We start from the raw sequence: 17,062 nt of genomic DNA, 5'->3' as shown, positions 1-17,062 counted from the left end.
CAACCATCCGGGCTTTGACTTCGCCATCATCCCTTTCTAAGCTGCCTGTACGGCAGTGAACTCCTGAATCGCAGTTGTTTGAGGCCTGGTACATTTCTAAGCTGCCTGTACGGCAGTGAACCTCTCGCATGTTCTGGTTCGATAAGCAGGATGGTTTCTAAGCTGCCTGTACGGCAGTGAACGTTGTTGTCACAGGTGATCAGAGGATATTGCGTTTCTAAGCTGCCTGTACGGCAGTGAACATTCTTTTTCCAGTGCTGGCACTGCACCATCATTTCTAAGCTGCCTGTACGGCAGTGAACGCGCATTGGTGTAGTTGTGCTGGCCGGAAAGCTTTCTAAGCTGCCTGTACGGCAGTGAACTGAAGCAGTTCGTCGCTATCATGGTGTTAATAAAGAAAAATATCAACGAAATGATTAAATACCCTTTTATCGCCACCTAATATAAACACATAAAAATCATAGCGTTAAAAAAACACTCAAAAAAAGGGTTTCCAGGTATCCGGGGCATGACGGCAAAAAAAATCCGTAACCTCAAAAGAGATTACGGATTTTAGCGAGTTTATCTGAACGCGACTGGCGTTCAGATTTTACCGGTTACGAGATTAATGCGCGGCTTCCGGTTTGTGCTTTTGCGCACTCTGGAAGCCATACGTCAGCTCATTTTTCTCTTTATCCAGCGCAACGGTCACCTGGCCACCGCCAACCAGTGAACCGAACAGCAGCTCGTTTGCCAACGGTTTTTTCAGGTTGTCCTGGACGACGCGCGTCATTGGACGTGCGCCCATCGCGCGGTCATAGCCTTTCTCAGCCAGCCAGTCACGCGCTTCCTGACTCACTTCCAGGGAGACGCCTTTCTGATCCAGTTGAACCTGCAACTCGACGATAAACTTATCGACAACCTGATGGATCACTTCAGTAGACAGGTGATCGAACCAGATAATGTTGTCGAGACGGTTACGGAACTCCGGCGTAAACACTTTCTTGATTTCACCCATCGCGTCCGTACTGTTGTCTTGATGGATGAGGCCAATCGATTTACGCTCAGTTTCACGCACACCGGCGTTGGTGGTCATCACCAGCACCACGTTGCGGAAATCCGCTTTACGCCCGTTGTTGTCCGTCAGCGTGCCGTTGTCCATCACCTGCAACAGCAGGTTAAAGACATCTGGATGCGCCTTCTCAATTTCATCCAGCAACAGAACTGCATGCGGATGTTTGATAACCGCATCGGTCAGCAGACCGCCCTGGTCGAAACCGACATATCCCGGAGGCGCGCCGATCAGGCGGCTTACGGTGTGGCGTTCCATATACTCGGACATATCAAACCGCAGCAGCTCAATACCCAGCGCTTTGGAGAGCTGTACCGTTACCTCGGTTTTCCCTACCCCGGTAGGCCCCGCGAACAGGAACGAACCGACAGGTTTATGTTCATGACCGAGACCCGCACGGCTCATTTTGATCGCTTCGGTCAGCGCTTCAATTGCCTTATCCTGCCCGAAGACCAGCATTTTCAGGCGGTCGCCGAGGTTTTTCAGCGTATCGCGATCGCTCTGCGAGACGCTCTTCTCAGGAATACGCGCAATGCGCGCCACCACGGACTCAATATCCGCCACGTTGACGGTTTTCTTGCGCTTGCTGACCGGCATCAGACGAGCACGCGCACCGGCTTCGTCGATGACGTCAATCGCCTTATCCGGCAGATGACGGTCGTTGATGTATTTCACCGCCAGCTCTACCGCCGCACGCACCGCTTTCGCCGTGTAGCGAACATCGTGGTGCGCTTCGTACTTCGGTTTCAGACCGTTGATGATCTGCACAGTCTCATCCACGGACGGCTCAGTGATATCAATTTTCTGGAAGCGACGCGCTAACGCGCGGTCTTTCTCGAAAATGTTGCTGAATTCCTGATACGTCGTGGAACCAATCACGCGGATCTTACCGCTGGAGAGCAGCGGTTTAATCAGGTTTGCGGCATCCACCTGGCCGCCCGACGCCGCACCCGCACCGATAATGGTGTGGATCTCATCAATAAACAGGATGCTATTGGTGTCCTGTTCCAGCTGTTTGAGCAGCGCTTTAAAACGTTTTTCGAAATCGCCGCGATACTTGGTGCCCGCCAGCAGCGAGCCGATATCCAGCGAGTAGAGGGTGCAATCCGCCATCACTTCCGGCACATCGCCCTGGACAATACGCCAGGCCAGACCTTCGGCAATCGCCGTCTTACCGACGCCGGACTCACCCACCAGCAGCGGGTTATTTTTCCGGCGGCGACACAGCACCTGAATGGCACGCTCCAGCTCTTTTTCACGACCAATCAGCGGATCGATTCCGCCCACGCGAGCAAGCTGGTTAAGGTTAGTCGTGAAGTTCTCCATACGTTCCTCCCCGCCAACTTGTTCTTCGCTATTTGGCTGATTGCCGGGGTCAGAAGACTGACTCGGCTCGTCCTTTCGCGTCCCATGAGAAATAAAGTTCACCACGTCGAGGCGGCTGACTTCATGCTTACGCAGCAGATAGGCCGCCTGGGATTCCTGTTCGCTGAAGATAGCCACCAGCACATTCGCGCCAGTTACCTCACTGCGCCCGGAGGACTGAACGTGAAAGACCGCACGTTGCAGCACGCGCTGAAAACTCAACGTCGGCTGTGTGTCGCGCTCTTCTTCGCTGGCAGGCAGTACGGGTGTGGTTTGTTCAATGAAGGCTTCAAGTTCCTGACGGAGCGCCACCAAATCCACGGAGCACGCTTCCAGCGCTTCGCGGGCCGATGGGTTACTGAGCAACGCCAGTAACAAGTGCTCGACGGTCATAAACTCATGTCGGTGCTCGCGCGCTCTGGCGAAAGCCATGTTTAAACTGAGTTCCAGTTCTTGATTGAGCATAGGCACCTCCCCCAATTTTTACGCCTGCATTCAGGCTTTTTCCAGCGTACACAGCAACGGATGCTCGTTCTCCCTCGCATACTTGTTCACCATCGCTACTTTGGTCTCCGCGACCTCGGCGGTAAATACGCCGCAGATAGCTTTACCTTGATAGTGAACCGCAAGCATCAGTTGCGTTGCACGTTCTACATCATAAGAAAAGAATTTTTGTAACACGTCAATAACAAACTCCATTGGAGTGTAATCATCATTGACTAATATCACTTTATACATAGATGGCGGTTTTAGCGCGTCGCGCACCTTATCTTCCGCCAGCTGGTCAAAATCCAGCCAATCGTTCGTCTTACCCATTGTCAGTCGTCATCTTCGGTTACGGTTACCGGCAGAACGTACTGCCGCTGACAAGAGCCTATGCACGCAATCAATCTACCCCAATTAATAGATAACTATCATCTATCTCTGTCATCCGCGACATCTGTCACATTACCGGCAATAGCGTTAACTGCTTCAAATTTTTGATTCATTTTTACCCCATCCACCCCGCCTGGCGCTTGACGCCCCGCCTGATTTCTCTAAATTGTAGTTTCGAGAGTTGGCGAGGTTTTGAACAGCCCCCACTCCGCCACCGGTTCATTCCATCTTACTTATATAAGATTTACGAAGGATGTCGAAGCATGGAAACGGGTACTGTAAAGTGGTTCAACAATGCCAAAGGGTTTGGTTTCATCTGCCCTGAAGGCGGCGGCGAAGATATTTTCGCCCATTACTCCACCATTCAAATGGATGGTTACAGAACGCTTAAAGCCGGGCAGTCTGTCCGGTTTGATGTCCACCAGGGGCCAAAAGGCAATCACGCCAGTGTCATCGTGCCCATCGAAGCAGAAGCCGTTGCATAGCTCTTCTGTCTCATTGTGTACATCCCGCAGTCAAAATGCCAGCCCGATCGGCTGGCATTTTTATTTCTGCGCCACTGCTTTTTGCCGAATAGCGACGCTGACGCGCCTTACCCGGCGGACAAACATCCGGCAAGATTCACTCCCGCGCCAGCGCATCTACCGGATCGAGTCGTGCCGCATTACGTGCGGGCAACCAGCCAAACAGTATCCCGGTAAACGTCGAGCACAAGAACGCCGTCAGGAGCGCGACGGGCGAGAAGCCAATTTCCCAGCCGGGTAAAAACATCTGTAGCGTAAAGGCGATCAGCATCGACAGCCCGATCCCCAGCGCGCCGCCGACCAGACACACCAGCACCGCTTCAATTAAGAACTGTTGCAGCACATCGCTGGCGCGCGCGCCTACCGCCATACGGATGCCAATCTCCCGGGTTCGTTCAGTGACGGAAACCAGCATAATGTTCATTACGCCGATCCCCCCAACCACCAATGAGATCACCGCAACCAGCGTCAGGAACAGTTGAAGAGTACGTGTGGTCTTTTCGGCGGTTTTCAAGACGCCGTCCATATTCCAGGTAAAGAAATCCTTCTTCCCGTGGCGCAGCGTCAGCAGGCGGGTAAGCTGCTGCTCAGCCTGCGCGCTGTCAAATCCCTCTTTCACCCGAACGGTGATGGAGTTCAGCCATGACTGCCCCATCACCCGCCCGGACATCGTGCTGTACGGCAGCCAGACGCGGAGGATCTTACTGCTGCCGAACATAGACTGTTTCTCTTCGGCCACGCCGATCACCGTTGCAGGCATATTACCGACCAGGATCACTTCGCCCACCACTTTCGCTTTATTGGGGAAAAGTTGACGCCGCGTGTTGCTGTCGAGCACCACCACCTGTGCCCGGCCATTCAACTGCTCTCTGTTGAACGTGTTCCCCTCGCTAAAGGTCATGCCGTAGACGTTAAAATAGTCGCCGCTAACGCCATTGGCGCTGGCGGCCACGTCGATGTTGCCGTAGCGAAGCCGCAGATTTTGCGATACGGCAGGCGTCGCGGACGTTACCCACGGCTGCTTCTGAATCGCGTTCAGATCGTCATATTTCAGCGCCTGCTGATATTGCGGATCGTCGTCGCCGAAGTCTTTACCGGGGTAAATATCGATAGTATTGGTGCCAATGGCGCGAATATCCGCCAGCACCATCTGTTTTGCCGCATCGCCGACCACCACGATCGACACCACCGACGCAATCCCGATAATAATCCCCAGCATGGTGAGTAAGGTGCGCATTTTATTGGCGGCCATCGCCAGCCACGCCATCGTGAGCGCCTCACGAAATCCGCTGACAAATTGGCTCCAGCCAGAGGCCGTTTTGACGACGGGCTCCGCAATGCCTTGCCCCGCTTGCGTTTTCTGCGACGGCGGATTACGCACGATCTCGCCATCGTGGATTTCAATCACCCGTTCGGCCTGAGCGGCAACCTGCGGGTCGTGGGTCACGATAATGACCGTATGCCCCCGATCGCGCAGTTGATGCAGAATCGCCATCACTTCATCGCCGGAATGGCTGTCGAGCGCCCCGGTCGGTTCATCGGCGAGGATCACCTGCCCGCCGTTCATCAGCGCGCGCGCAATACTCACCCGCTGCTGTTGCCCGCCGGAGAGCTGCGAAGGCTGATAATCCACCCGATCGCCCAGCCCCAGCCGTTGCAGCAACTCTTCGGCCCGCTCCAGCCGTCGTTTGCGCTCCGTACCGGCATAAACGGCGGGCACCTCAACGTTTTGCGCCGCCGTCAGATGTGAGAGCAAATGATAACGCTGGAAGATAAAACCAAAATGTTCGCGGCGGAGTTGCGCCAGCGCGTCGCTGTCGAGCGTGGAGACATCCCGCCCCGCAATCCGATAGGTGCCGCTGGTGGGTTTATCCAGACAGCCGAGGATATTCATCAGGGTCGATTTACCGGAGCCGGACGCGCCGACAATCGCCACCATCTCTCCGGCATGAATTTGCAGGGAGATGCCCTTCAGCACCTCGACCTGTTCTTCACCTGACGGATAACTACGGCGAATATTGCTCAGCTCAAGCAATACCGTCATTGCGCGGCTCCAGGTTTGCTCTCGCTGATCACCACCTCATCGCCCTCTTCCAGTCCCTTGACGATCTCCACGTCGGTATCGTTACGCGCGCCAATCGACACCTCGCGTTCACGGGTTTCGCCGTTACGCAACAGCGTGACTTTGTAGCGGTTGTTGCCGACCGGGTCGCCAAGCGCCGCCAGCGGAATCGTCAACACGTTTTTAATGTCTGTGAGCTGAATATGCACCTGTGCGGTCATGTCCAGGCGCAAAATCCCTTTCGGGTTAGGAACTTCAAAACGCGCGTAATAGAAAATAGCGTCGTTCACTTTTTCAGGCGTGGGCAGGACATCTTTCAGCGCGCCTTCATAGCGGGTCTGAGGGTCGCCCAGCACGGTAAACCAGGCTTTTTGTCCGGGACGCAGGTGAATAACGTCCGCTTCGGAAACCTGCGCCTTCACTAGCATGGTGCTCATATCCGCCAGCGTCAGGATATTTGGCGCCTGTTGAGCGGCAATCACCGTCTGTCCCTGCAAGGTGGTGATTTGCGTCACCTCGCCTGCCATCGGGGCGACAATGCGGGTGTAATCCAGGTTGGTTTTTGCCGTATCAAGGGAAGCCTGATTACGTTTAATCTGCGCGTCAATCGTGCCGATCTGCGCCTGTTTGACGGCCATTTCCGTCGCGGCCGTATCCAGTTCCTGTCGCGAAATCGCCTGGGTTTTCGCCAGCTGTTGCTGGCGTGACAGGGTGACGCGCGCCAGTTTCCACTCGGCTTCAGCCTGTCGGCGCTGAGCGCGTAATTCCATCAGCGTGGCTTCCACCTCTTTGATCTGGTTTTCCGCCTGTTCAGGATCGATAACGCCAAGCAGCTGATCTTTTTTCACCTTGTCGCCAATTGCGACCGACAGCGTTTTAAGCTGGCCGCTGACCTGCGCCCCGACATCCACTTTGCGCAGCGCATCCAGTTTCCCCGTCGCCAGCACGCTCTGCTGGAGGTCTCCCGGACGGACAATCAGCGTTTGATAGTGGGGTAACGGCGCATTTAACGTTCGCCAGAGCGTAAACATCGCCACGATGATAATGAGGGCGATGAGAAGATAGCGCTTTTTCATTTTTCCCTTGAGCTTCATAACGATCCAACATTCCCCGAGATATCCACCAGAGTGGGAAGATAAACCTTAACGGTAAATAAACAAACACTGAAAAACGCGCCGAATATCGCCGTCGCTATCCATTGCTGGACTGCATTCCGCCACAGATGTCGCGGCTGTTTCGCCGTTAATCCGCTCTCCCGCGCGCCAGCCAGAGTACGCGAGAAAACATTTTTTTGAACAGCGTCGGCACCGCGTCAACGCCGCGTCGCCCTGCCTCCATCGCCACTTCAATGGCTAAATCAGGCTTTGACGAGCGGTGGATCGCCTTCGAGATAATTTTCCGCATATTCATTGGAACGTTTTCCGGTATTTGCGCCACCCGATGAAAGACATCAGCAAATCCTGACCGATACATAAAATGCTCCATATCCAGAGCAGGCAATGCCGTCAGGTGCTCACGCTCTTCTTCCCGGTCGTTATTCAGCAAACCGCGCACCGTTGCGGCATATTTTTTCCCGGCTTCGTCGCCATCCACCAGCACATGCCACTCAATCCCCATCCGGCGGGCGAATTTTACCAGCGGTCTCAGGCCAGACTGGGCGAATTCGATCACTTTAATCCCTTCGGCATCGAAGTGGTGCCCACACTGGCGCGCCAGTTCGTTGATAACCCAGGTTTCCGTTTCGCCTTCCACCAGCAGCCAGCAGCGGGAAAACAGCGACGAGGCCCGGTTAAAACGAATATGAAAGGCGATGCGGCGACCATCTTCCGCGCTCAGCCCGCCAGGCCCCAGTCGCCAGGCCGCGACCCGTGAAGATTCACGCACCAGACGGACAACGTGCTCCACAGGCGTCAGCGACAGCAGCTCGCCGGAATTGGTCGTTGCCACACGTTGCAGCGGTAAAAGATTCAACAACTGCCATGCCACCGACAGCATAATCGGATGCAGACGCGTTTCCGGGTCTTCAACCAATAATAATGGTCGGGCATCTTTATCCAGCCGCAGCGTCCCTTTCGCCTGTAACAGCGTGGAAAACAGCCCCAGCAGGATCACGCGATGCGTGCGGCCGCCGGGTTTGTCGATCATCCGGTTAATAATGTCCAGATAGCGCCAGCTACGCTGCTCGTTGTTCGAACGGCGACGCATCAACCGATGACGGGATTGCCCCGCGCCTTGCTCGGAAAAGTAATGCTCCAGCAGCTGTACCATCGCCGAAAGCCCCTGGCGGATCTGCCCGTCCGTTAAATTCTGCGGACGGGTCGCCAGCTCTCGCGCCAGAAAGTCCAGCTGGCAGGCGGTAACTTCAACATCGGGAACATCGGGCACTGTACCGTTACGGATGCGTCGCATAAAGCGCGCATCGCGCAGGCGCAGTACCGGCATCAAACGAATGAGATGGTGTGCCTGGCGATTAATATCATCGATCGGTAGCGGGTGGCCGTCGCCATCAAGGAAGCTGCGCAGCGTCATCACGCTGCCATCTGCCGCGCTCTCCCCCTCCAGACGGTAGAAAATACGGTGAAAGCCATCCTGACAGGGAGACCAGCATGCCTCCAGCGGGCGGTATCGACGCACCCGATGGCGGCCTGGCTGAGATTCACGGAAAGTGAGGATAATATGCAGATGATGTTCACGTCCCTGAATATCTCCGGGGGGAAACCAGAAATCCTCGCGGATGAAATGATACAGTTCCGATTCTGGCGACAGCAGCAGAGTTAAGGCATCCAGCAGGCTGGATTTCCCCCACGCGTTCTCCCCAATCAGCACGTTGTTTTGCTCCAGCATCAACGATAATCGATTGATCCCGCGAAAACCCACAATCTCAACGCGTTCGAGAATCATGTATCCTCCAGAAATGAACAACTTATCCTTTCCGCAGTATAACGACAAAATCCGTTGCATGGCGTGATAATTGCAGCATTAAGTCCGTGCACTACACTCTTATTAAGACAAATCAGAACAAGGATTCACACCACATTGCCCTAAATCAAACTAACTGAATTTTTTTAACTGGTGATTGGGTGACGTTCGTTCTTAAAATATAGTTTCCTGCATTATGTCGTCACCCTTTTTATGACGATAAAAAAACAGCCGCATATTCCATGTGGTTAATTTTATTATTTGAGGTGGTTATGTTTAGAAAATTAGCAGCCGAATGTTTCGGTACATTCTGGCTCGTTTTCGGTGGCTGCGGAAGCGCCGTTCTGGCTGCGGCATTCCCTGAACTGGGAATTGGTTTTGCGGGTGTCGCGCTGGCTTTTGGTCTGACCGTACTGACAATGGCATTTGCCGTAGGTCATATTTCCGGCGGACATTTTAACCCGGCAGTGACATTAGGTTTATGGGCTGGCGGTCGTTTTCCGGCAAAAGAGGTCATTGGCTATATTATCGCTCAGGTTGTCGGCGGTATTATTGCCGCGGCGGTGCTGTATCTGATTGCCAGCGGTAAAGCAGGCTTTGATGCCGCTGCCAGCGGTTTTGCCTCTAACGGTTACGGCGAACATTCCCCTGGCGGTTATTCCATGCTTTCCGCCATCGTCATTGAAATCGTGCTGACCGCCGGTTTCCTGCTGGTCATTCATGGCGCGACGGACAAACACGCCCCGGCGGGTTTTGCCCCGATCGCCATTGGTCTGGCGTTAACCCTGATTCACCTGATCAGTATTCCGGTCACCAACACCTCTGTGAACCCGGCGCGCAGCACCGCGGTTGCGATCTTCCAGGGCGGTTGGGCATTACAACAACTGTGGCTGTTCTGGGTGATGCCGATTATCGGCGGTATTCTGGGTGGCGTGCTGTACCGCACGCTGCTTGAAAAACGCGATTAATTGAGTGAAGTCCGTGGTGTCGGGTGGCGACTACGCCTTACCCGACCTGCGGTACAGTACAATAAGCAGGCCGGGTAAGCGTTAGCGCCACCCGGCTTTTTTTTGCTCCTTTACCTGACCGCCTTTATTGGGTAGTGTCATTGCGCTGTCTCGCATATAAAGGACCCGGTTGTTCATGTTTTCAGGACTTTTAATCATTTTGGTTCCACTGATTGTGGGCTACCTCATTCCGCTTCAGCATCAGCATCAGGCCGCATTAAAACTGATCAACCGGCTGTTAAGCTGGATTGTCTACGTCATTCTCTTTTTTATGGGGATCAGCCTGGCGTTCCTGGATAATCTCGCCAGTAATTTGCTCGCTATTTTTCATTATTCCGCTGTCAGTATTACCGTTATTTTGCTGTGCAACATCGCGGCATTATTCTGGCTGGAACGTTCGCTACCGTGGCGACACAACCACCAGCAGGAGAAATTACCTTCACGTATCGCGATGGCGCTTGAGTCACTTAAATTATGCGGCGTCGTGGTGCTGGGTTTTCTGCTTGGCCTCAGCGGGCTGGCATTTCTCAAACACGCTACGGAAGCCAGCGAATATACGCTGATCTTCTTATTATTCCTGATCGGCATCCAGTTGCGAAACAATGGCATGACCTTAAAACAGATTGTGCTGAATCGCCGGGGGATGATTGTCGCCGTGGTGGTGGTCGCCAGCTCTATGCTCGGCGGAGTCATCAATGCGCTCATTCTCGGCCTGCCGATCAAAACCGCGCTGGCTATGGCATCGGGTTTCGGCTGGTATTCCCTGTCCGGCATTTTATTGACCGAATCGTTCGGCCCGGTAATTGGCAGCGCCGCTTTCTTTAACGATCTGGCGCGCGAGCTGATAGCGATTATGCTGATCCCCGGTCTGGTTCGTCGCAGTCGCTCCACCGCGTTAGGGTTATGCGGCGCCACGTCGATGGACTTCACGTTGCCGGTGCTTCAGCGTACAGGCGGTCTGGAGATGGTGCCTGCCGCCATCGTTCACGGTTTTATCCTCAGCCTGCTGGTGCCAATCCTGATGGCCTTTTTCTCAGCCTGATACCTCCCTGGCGGTAGAACCCTGCCGCCAAAATTGCGCTAAATCAATCTCCCTGTAAATTATGTAAGAAATCACTTTTATCCCTTTGCGCGCAGGCATAACCTTAAACATGTATATTAAATATAACTTTAAAAAAGGTGTGACCATGTTTTGTGTGCAATGTGAACAAACCATCCGTACTCCGGCGGGGAACGGCTGCTCCTACGCGCAGGGTATGTGCGGTAAAACAGCGGAAACGTCCGATCTCCAGGATCTGCTGATTGCGTCCCTGCAAGGTCTGTCTGCATGGGCTGCTAAAGCCCGTGAATATGGCATCATCGATCATGACGTTGACAACTTTGCCCCGCGTGCATTTTTCTCCACTCTGACCAACGTTAACTTCGACTCTCCGCGTATCGTCGGCTATGCCCGTGAAGCGATCGCCCTGCGCGAATCGCTGAAAGCGCAGTGCCAGAACATCGATGCAAGCGCCACGGTAAACAACCCGATGGCCGACCTGCAACTGGTCAGCGACGATCTGGGCGATTTGCAACGTCAGGCTGCCGAGTTCACCCCGAACAAAGACAAAGCCGCTATTGGCGAGAACATCCTCGGCCTGCGTCTGCTTTGCCTGTATGGCCTGAAAGGTGCGGCAGCGTATATGGAGCACGCCCACGTTCTGGGTCAGTATGACAACGACATCTACGCGCAGTACCACAAAATCATGGCGTGGCTGGGCACCTGGCCTTCCGATATGAACGCTCTGCTGGAATGTTCTATGGAAATCGGCCAGATGAACTTCAAAGTGATGAGCATCCTGGATGCCGGTGAAACCACCAAATACGGCCACCCGACCCCGACTCAGGTTAACGTGAAAGCGGTTGAAGGTAAGTGCATCCTGATCTCCGGTCACGACCTGAAAGATCTGTACAACCTGCTGGAGCAGACCGAAGGGACTGGCGTGAACGTCTATACCCACGGTGAAATGCTGCCCGCGCACGGTTACCCGGAACTGCGTAAATTCAAACACCTGGTCGGTAACTACGGCAGCGGCTGGCAGAACCAGCAGGTTGAATTCGCCCGCTTCCCTGGCCCTATCGTGATGACCTCTAACTGCATCATCGACCCGACCGTTGGCGCGTATGACGACCGTATCTGGACGCGCAGCATCGTCGGTTGGCCGGGCGTAAACCACCTGGAAGGCGAAGATTTCTCTCCGGTTATCGCTCAGGCGCAGCAGATGGCAGGCTTCCCGTACAGCGAAATCCCGCATCTGATCACCGTTGGTTTCGGTCGCCAGACGCTGCTGGGCGCAGCAGACAGCCTGATCGACCTGGTCAGCCGCGAAAAACTGCGTCACATCTTCCTGGTGGGCGGCTGTGACGGCGCGCGTGGCGAACGTAACTACTTCACCGATTTCGCGACCAGCGTACCGGATGACTGCCTGATTCTGACGCTGGCCTGTGGTAAATACCGCTTCAACAAACTGGAATTCGGCGACATCGAAGGTCTGCCGCGTCTGGTTGACGCCGGTCAGTGTAACGACGCTTACTCCGCCATCATTCTGGCCGTCACGCTGGCAGAAAAACTGGGCTGTGGCGTGAACGACCTGCCGCTGTCTCTGGTGCTCTCCTGGTTCGAACAGAAAGCGATCGTCATCCTGCTGACGCTGTTGTCTCTGGGCGTGAAAAACATCGTGACCGGGCCGACTGCGCCAGGTTTCTTCACCCCGGATCTGCTGGCTGTCCTCAACGAGAAATTTGGCCTGCGTCAGGTCACCACCGTTGAAGAAGATATGCAGCAACTGTTGAGCGCGTAAGGAGTTTTAGAATGACGATGCCAACCACTCAGTGTCCGTGGCGGATGCAGGTACATCACATCCATCAGGAAACCCCGGATGTGTGGACTCTCTCATTACTGTGTCACGATCACTATCCGTACCGTGCCGGTCAGTATGCACTGGTCAGCGTTCGCAACTCTGCGGATACGCTGCGGGCCTACACCATTTCGTCCACGCCGGGCGTGAGCGAGTACATTACGCTGACGATCCGTCGCATTGATGAAGGCGCAGGTTCACAGTGGTTAACCCGCGAGGTGAAACGCGGCGACTATATCTGGCTGTCCGATGCGATGGGCGACTTTATCTGTGAAGACAAAGCCGAAGACAAGTTCCTGATGCTGGCGGCCGGTTGCGGCGTCACGCCAATTATGTCGATGCGTCGCTGGCTGGCAAAATACCGCCCGCAGGCAGATGTGCAGGTGATCTTCAACGTGCGTTCGCCGCAGGATGTGATTTTCGCTGAGGAATGGCGTCAGTACCCGGTCACGCTGGTGGCGGAGAACAATGCGACCCACGGTTTCGTGGCGGGTCGCCTGACCACTGAATTACTGAAAAACGTGCCGGACCTGGCATCGCGCACCGTCATGACCTGCGGCCCGGCGCCGTATATGGACATGGTTGAGCAGGAAGTGAAAGCGCTCGGCGTAACGCGCTTCTTTAAAGAGAAGTTCTTTACACCAGTTGCCGAAGCGGCAACGGAGGGTCTGAAGTTCACCAAACTGCAACCGGCGCAGGAGTTTTACGCGCCTGTCGGCACCACGCTGCTGGACGCGCTGGAAAGCAATAAAGTTCCGGTAACCGTGGCATGTCGTGCTGGCGTGTGCGGCTGCTGCAAAACCAAAGTGGTTTCCGGTGAATATACGGTCAGCAGCACCATGACGCTGACCGATGCGGAAATCGCCGACGGTTATGTGCTGGCCTGCTCCTGCCATCCGCAGGGCGATTTAGTTCTGGCATAAGCTCTCATTGCCGGATGACGCTTCGCTTACCCGGCCTGCCATTTTTCGGCAGGCCGGGTAAGGCATTTACGCCGCCATCCGGCAATTCTTCACCGCCAGGCCGAATTTCCCGCAACAGAGAACCGCCCCGCCCCCAGAAACGCCACCGCCAGCGCGCCAATAAAGAAATAAACTAAACTTTCTATCGCCCATGCGCCGACGGCATCCAGTTGCCAGGTTTTCCCGGTGCCGACCATTAACCACGCCACCACCATCGTCAATGCCAGCACCAGCGCGGCAGGACGCGTAAGAATACCCAGCACAATCAGGCAAGGCGCAATCACCTCGCCCACCAGCACGCCATAGGCGATAAACCCGGGCAATCCTTTTGCAATCAGCATATTGCTAATGCCATCAATACCGTCGAACAGTTTATGCAGGCCGTGAAACAGCATCAGCCCCCCTACCGCGAGGCGTAACAGAAACTTGCCAAAATCTTCATGCGTCAGCATACGGTTCACTGCATTTAATAACGTTGTAACCATCTGAATTGACTCCTGGTTCCGGCTGGTTTGCCATTAAATTACGCGTTCTGTCGGTTGAAATATAGCTGCTGAAAATAAGGGGTGATGACAAAGCGTAACGATTATCTTCATCTAAACTTGTAACCGGTATCACATTACAGGAGATGGAAAACCATGAAACAAACCGTTGCCGCTTACATTGCAAAAACACTTGAACAGGCTGGCGTGAAACGTATCTGGGGCGTGACAGGCGACTCCCTGAACGGCCTGAGCGACAGCCTGAACCGGATGGGGACGATTGACTGGATGTCGACGCGCCATGAAGAGGTCGCCGCCTTTGCCGCTGGCGCGGAAGCGCAACTCACCGGTGAACTGGCGGTGTGCGCGGGTTCATGCGGGCCTGGCAACCTGCATTTGATTAACGGTCTGTTCGATTGCCACCGTAATCACGTCCCGGTTCTGGCTATCGCCGCCCACATTCCTTCCAGCGAAATCGGCAGCGGCTACTTTCAGGAGACCCACCCACAAGAGCTGTTTCGCGAATGCAGCCACTATTGCGAGCTGGTTTCCACCCCGGAGCAGATCCCGCAGGTACTGGCGATCGCCATGCGTAAAGCGGTGCTTAACCGTGGCGTCTCCGTCGTAGTGCTGCCGGGCGACGTTGCGCTGAAACCGGCGCCGGAAAGCGCCAGCACCCACTGGTATCATGCCCCGCTGCCGGTCGTGACCCCGGCCGAAGAAGAGCTGAAAAAACTGGCACAGCTATTACGTTACTCCAGCAATATCGCCCTGATGTGCGGCAGCGGCTGCGCGGACGCGCATAAAGAGCTGGTGGAATTCGCCGCCAAAATTAAAGCGCCAATTGTTCATGCGCTGCGCGGCAAAGAGCATGTGGAGTACGACAACCCTTACGATGTGGGCATGACGGGATTGATCGGCTTCTCATCCGGTTTCCATACGATGATGAATGCTGACACCCTGATCCTGCTCGGCACCCAGTTTCCCTATCGCGCCTTTTACCCGACCGACGCCAAAATCATTCAAATCGATATCAACCCGGCAAGCATTGGCGCGCACAGTAAAGTCGATATGGCGCTGGTCGGCGATATTCGCTCCACGCTCGCAGCGTTATTGCCGATGCTGGAAGAAAAAACCGATCGTAAATTCCTTGATAAAGCACTGGAGCACTATCGCGACGCGCGCAAAGGGCTGGATGATTTAGCCAAACCGAGCGAGAAAGCGATTCACCCGCAATATCTGGCGCAGCAGATCAGCCATTTCGCCGCAGATGACGCCATCTTTACCTGCGACGTCGGCACGCCGACCGTATGGGCGGCGCGTTATCTGAAAATGAACGGTAAGCGCCGTCTGCTGGGATCGTTTAACCACGGTTCAATGGCCAATGCCATGCCGCAGGCGTTAGGCGCCCAGGCCACCGAACCGGGCCGTCAGGTGATCGCCATGTGCGGCGACGGGGGATTCAGTATGCTAATGGGCGATTTCCTCTCTGTCGTACAGATGAAGCTGCCGGTAAAAATTGTTGTTTTCAACAACAGCGTGCTGGGCTTTGTGGCAATGGAGATGAAAGCGGGCGGCTACCTCACCGACGGCACCGAGCTGCACGACACGAACTTCGCCCGCATTGCTGAAGCCTGCGGCATTACAGGGCTCCGCGTTGAAAAAGCCGCCGACGTCGACGAGGCGCTGCAACGCGCGCTGTCTATCGACGGTCCGGTACTGGTCGATGTGGTCGTGGCGAAAGAAGAACTGGCCATTCCGCCGCAAATCAAACTGGAGCAGGCCAAAGGGTTTAGCCTGTATATGCTGCGCGCGATCATCAGCGGGCGCGGTGATGAAGTGATCGAACTGGCGAAAACCAACTGGCTAAGGTAAAACAATGCACATCGCCTTTTAAACTATAGGGATGTGCAATGATCGATTTACGTAGTGATACCGTTACCCGGCCGAGTCGTGCCATGCTCGAAGAGATGATGGCCGCCCCGGTCGGGGACGACGTGTACGGAGATGACCCAACCGTCAACGCCCTCCAGCAATACGCCGCTGAGCTTTCTGGCAAAGACGCGGCGATTTTTTTACCCACCGGCACTCAGGCTAACCTGGTCGCTCTGCTCAGCCACTGTGAACGCGGCGAAGAGTATATCGCCGGTCAGGGCGCGCATAACTATCTGTACGAGGCAGGCGGCGCGGCGGTGCTGGGCAGCATTCAACCGCAGCCCATTGATGCCGCCGCAGACGGTACGTTGCCGCTGGATAAGGTCGCCGCGAAGATCAAGGCGGATGATATCCATTTTGCCCGCACTCGCTTACTCAGTCTGGAAAACACCCACAACGGTAAAGTGCTGCCGCGCGAATATTTAAAACAGGCGTGGGAATTTACCCGCGAGCGCGGTCTGGCGTTGCACGTTGACGGCGCGCGTATTTTTAACGCGGTCGTCGCCTACGGCTGCGAACTGAAAGACATTACTCAATACTGCGATTCATTCACCATTTGCCTGTCAAAAGGTCTGGGGACGCCGGTAGGCTCACTGTTAGTCGGCAACCAGGACTACATTAAGCGCGCCATCCGCTGGCGCAAAATGACCGGCGGCGGTATGCGTCAGGCGGGCATTCTGGCGGCTGCCGGGCTGTACGCGTTGAAGAATAACGTCGCACGTTTACAGGACGATCACGACAACGCGGCCTGGATGGCGGAGCAACTGCGTGAAGCTGGCGCGGATGTTATGCGTCACGACACCAATATGCTGTTTGTCCGCGTTGGTGAAGAGAACGCGGCGGCGCTGGGCGAATGCATGAAGGCACATGACGTGCTGATCAACGCGTCGCCGATCGTGCGTCTGGTGACGCATCTGGACGTATCGCGTGAACAGCTTGCTGAAGTCGCCGCCCACTGGCGCGCCTTTTTAACCCGCTAAGG

The 17,062-nt window shown here is 55.0% G+C and carries 14 protein-coding genes and 1 CRISPR repeat array (1 of these 15 only partly in view); of the genes, 7 read left to right on the top strand and 7 right to left on the bottom strand.

Annotated elements, in window-relative coordinates:
* Positions 1 to 362: a CRISPR direct-repeat array (repeat unit 28 nt; unit sequence TTTCTAAGCTGCCTGTACGGCAGTGAAC) (it extends 813 nt beyond the left edge of the window).
* Positions 363 to 604: 242 nt separating this feature from the next.
* From clpA to OGX93_RS09520, 3 genes are all read right to left on the bottom strand, one after another.
* Positions 605 to 2,881 (bottom strand): ATP-dependent Clp protease ATP-binding subunit ClpA, encoded by a 2,277-nt coding sequence (clpA, locus tag OGX93_RS09530; RefSeq protein ID WP_012133049.1) that lies wholly within the window; start codon positions 2,879 to 2,881, stop codon positions 605 to 607.
* A gap of 30 nt (positions 2,882 to 2,911) precedes the next feature.
* Positions 2,912 to 3,232 (bottom strand): ATP-dependent Clp protease adapter ClpS, encoded by a 321-nt coding sequence (gene clpS, locus OGX93_RS09525; protein WP_012133050.1) that lies wholly within the window; start codon positions 3,230 to 3,232, stop codon positions 2,912 to 2,914.
* A gap of 98 nt (positions 3,233 to 3,330) precedes the next feature.
* Positions 3,331 to 3,405 (bottom strand): hypothetical protein, encoded by a 75-nt coding sequence (locus OGX93_RS09520; RefSeq protein ID WP_213164981.1) that lies wholly within the window; start codon positions 3,403 to 3,405, stop codon positions 3,331 to 3,333.
* A 150-nt stretch (positions 3,406 to 3,555) separates the two neighbouring features.
* Between OGX93_RS09520 and cspD the strand changes: the two genes are divergently transcribed.
* Complete coding sequence (gene cspD, locus OGX93_RS09515; RefSeq protein ID WP_000447499.1) at positions 3,556 to 3,777, top strand: cold shock-like protein CspD; 222 nt, start codon at positions 3,556 to 3,558, stop codon at positions 3,775 to 3,777.
* Between the two features lie 136 nt (positions 3,778 to 3,913).
* On the opposite strand, the gene macB is transcribed toward cspD, so the two are convergent.
* The 3 genes from macB to OGX93_RS09500 form a co-directional block, all read right to left on the bottom strand.
* Entirely contained in the window at positions 3,914 to 5,860 is a 1,947-nt protein-coding gene (gene macB / locus OGX93_RS09510; RefSeq protein ID WP_115614903.1) for a macrolide ABC transporter ATP-binding protein/permease MacB, read from the bottom strand.
* Positions 5,857 to 6,954, bottom strand: coding sequence for a macrolide transporter subunit MacA (macA, locus tag OGX93_RS09505; RefSeq protein WP_371417097.1), 1,098 nt, complete (start codon positions 6,952 to 6,954; stop codon positions 5,857 to 5,859). Before macA ends, macB begins: the two co-directional genes overlap by 4 nt.
* A gap of 166 nt (positions 6,955 to 7,120) precedes the next feature.
* Positions 7,121 to 8,779: an ATP-dependent endonuclease gene (locus tag OGX93_RS09500; RefSeq protein ID WP_049009763.1), complete on the bottom strand. Its 1,659-nt coding sequence runs from the start codon at positions 8,777 to 8,779 to the stop codon at positions 7,121 to 7,123.
* 290 nt (positions 8,780 to 9,069) lie between these two features.
* Between OGX93_RS09500 and aqpZ the strand changes: the two genes are divergently transcribed.
* From aqpZ to hcr, 4 genes are all read left to right on the top strand, one after another.
* On the top strand, positions 9,070 to 9,765 hold the full coding sequence (gene aqpZ, locus OGX93_RS09495; protein ID WP_024130486.1) for an aquaporin Z: 696 nt from the start codon (positions 9,070 to 9,072) through the stop codon (positions 9,763 to 9,765).
* 175 nt (positions 9,766 to 9,940) lie between these two features.
* Complete coding sequence (locus tag OGX93_RS09490; RefSeq protein ID WP_199971417.1) at positions 9,941 to 10,846, top strand: LysO family transporter; 906 nt, start codon at positions 9,941 to 9,943, stop codon at positions 10,844 to 10,846.
* A 145-nt stretch (positions 10,847 to 10,991) separates the two neighbouring features.
* Positions 10,992 to 12,644: a hydroxylamine reductase gene (hcp, locus tag OGX93_RS09485; protein ID WP_024130487.1), complete on the top strand. Its 1,653-nt coding sequence runs from the start codon at positions 10,992 to 10,994 to the stop codon at positions 12,642 to 12,644.
* An 11-nt stretch (positions 12,645 to 12,655) separates the two neighbouring features.
* The gene (gene hcr / locus OGX93_RS09480) at positions 12,656 to 13,624 is read left to right on the top strand and encodes an NADH oxidoreductase (RefSeq protein WP_024130488.1); all 969 of its coding nucleotides are present in this window, start codon (positions 12,656 to 12,658) and stop codon (positions 13,622 to 13,624) included.
* 89 nt (positions 13,625 to 13,713) lie between these two features.
* Here hcr and OGX93_RS09475 read toward each other — a convergent pair whose 3' ends face one another.
* The gene (locus tag OGX93_RS09475) at positions 13,714 to 14,148 is read right to left on the bottom strand and encodes a DoxX family protein (RefSeq protein ID WP_024130489.1); all 435 of its coding nucleotides are present in this window, start codon (positions 14,146 to 14,148) and stop codon (positions 13,714 to 13,716) included.
* Positions 14,149 to 14,301: 153 nt separating this feature from the next.
* Between OGX93_RS09475 and poxB the strand changes: the two genes are divergently transcribed.
* Together poxB and ltaE are read left to right on the top strand one after the other, a co-directional pair.
* Entirely contained in the window at positions 14,302 to 16,020 is a 1,719-nt protein-coding gene (gene poxB, locus OGX93_RS09470) for a ubiquinone-dependent pyruvate dehydrogenase (protein WP_200031470.1), read from the top strand.
* A gap of 38 nt (positions 16,021 to 16,058) precedes the next feature.
* Positions 16,059 to 17,060, top strand: a complete 1,002-nt coding sequence (gene ltaE, locus OGX93_RS09465; protein ID WP_286449805.1) for a low-specificity L-threonine aldolase — start codon at positions 16,059 to 16,061, stop codon at positions 17,058 to 17,060.
* Positions 17,061 to 17,062 lie beyond the last annotated feature (2 nt).

Origin of the sequence: Citrobacter sp. CK195 (genome assembly GCF_030333365.1) — a bacterium.
Taxonomy (GTDB): domain Bacteria; phylum Pseudomonadota; class Gammaproteobacteria; order Enterobacterales; family Enterobacteriaceae; genus Citrobacter_B; species Citrobacter_B koseri.
Note: the sequence above shows the minus strand (reverse complement) of the source record. Positions and strands in the feature narration are given on the sequence as shown.

Excerpts from the sequence above, each read along its gene's own strand:
- hcp (WP_024130487.1), top strand. The coding sequence starts at position 10,992 with ATGTTTTGTGTGCAATGTGAACAAACCATCCGTACTCCGGCGGGGAAC.
- poxB (WP_200031470.1), top strand. The coding sequence starts at position 14,302 with ATGAAACAAACCGTTGCCGCTTACATTGCAAAAACACTTGAACAGGCT.
- clpA (WP_012133049.1), bottom strand. The coding sequence starts at position 2,881 with ATGCTCAATCAAGAACTGGAACTCAGTTTAAACATGGCTTTCGCCAGA.
- hcr (WP_024130488.1), top strand. The coding sequence starts at position 12,656 with ATGACGATGCCAACCACTCAGTGTCCGTGGCGGATGCAGGTACATCAC.
- macA (WP_371417097.1), bottom strand. The coding sequence starts at position 6,954 with ATGAAAAAGCGCTATCTTCTCATCGCCCTCATTATCATCGTGGCGATG.
- clpS (WP_012133050.1), bottom strand. The coding sequence starts at position 3,232 with ATGGGTAAGACGAACGATTGGCTGGATTTTGACCAGCTGGCGGAAGAT.
- aqpZ (WP_024130486.1), top strand. The coding sequence starts at position 9,070 with ATGTTTAGAAAATTAGCAGCCGAATGTTTCGGTACATTCTGGCTCGTT.
- OGX93_RS09500 (WP_049009763.1), bottom strand. The coding sequence starts at position 8,779 with ATGATTCTCGAACGCGTTGAGATTGTGGGTTTTCGCGGGATCAATCGA.
- cspD (WP_000447499.1), top strand. The coding sequence starts at position 3,556 with ATGGAAACGGGTACTGTAAAGTGGTTCAACAATGCCAAAGGGTTTGGT.
- macB (WP_115614903.1), bottom strand. The coding sequence starts at position 5,860 with ATGACGGTATTGCTTGAGCTGAGCAATATTCGCCGTAGTTATCCGTCA.
- ltaE (WP_286449805.1), top strand. The coding sequence starts at position 16,059 with ATGATCGATTTACGTAGTGATACCGTTACCCGGCCGAGTCGTGCCATG.
- OGX93_RS09475 (WP_024130489.1), bottom strand. The coding sequence starts at position 14,148 with ATGGTTACAACGTTATTAAATGCAGTGAACCGTATGCTGACGCATGAA.
- OGX93_RS09490 (WP_199971417.1), top strand. The coding sequence starts at position 9,941 with ATGTTTTCAGGACTTTTAATCATTTTGGTTCCACTGATTGTGGGCTAC.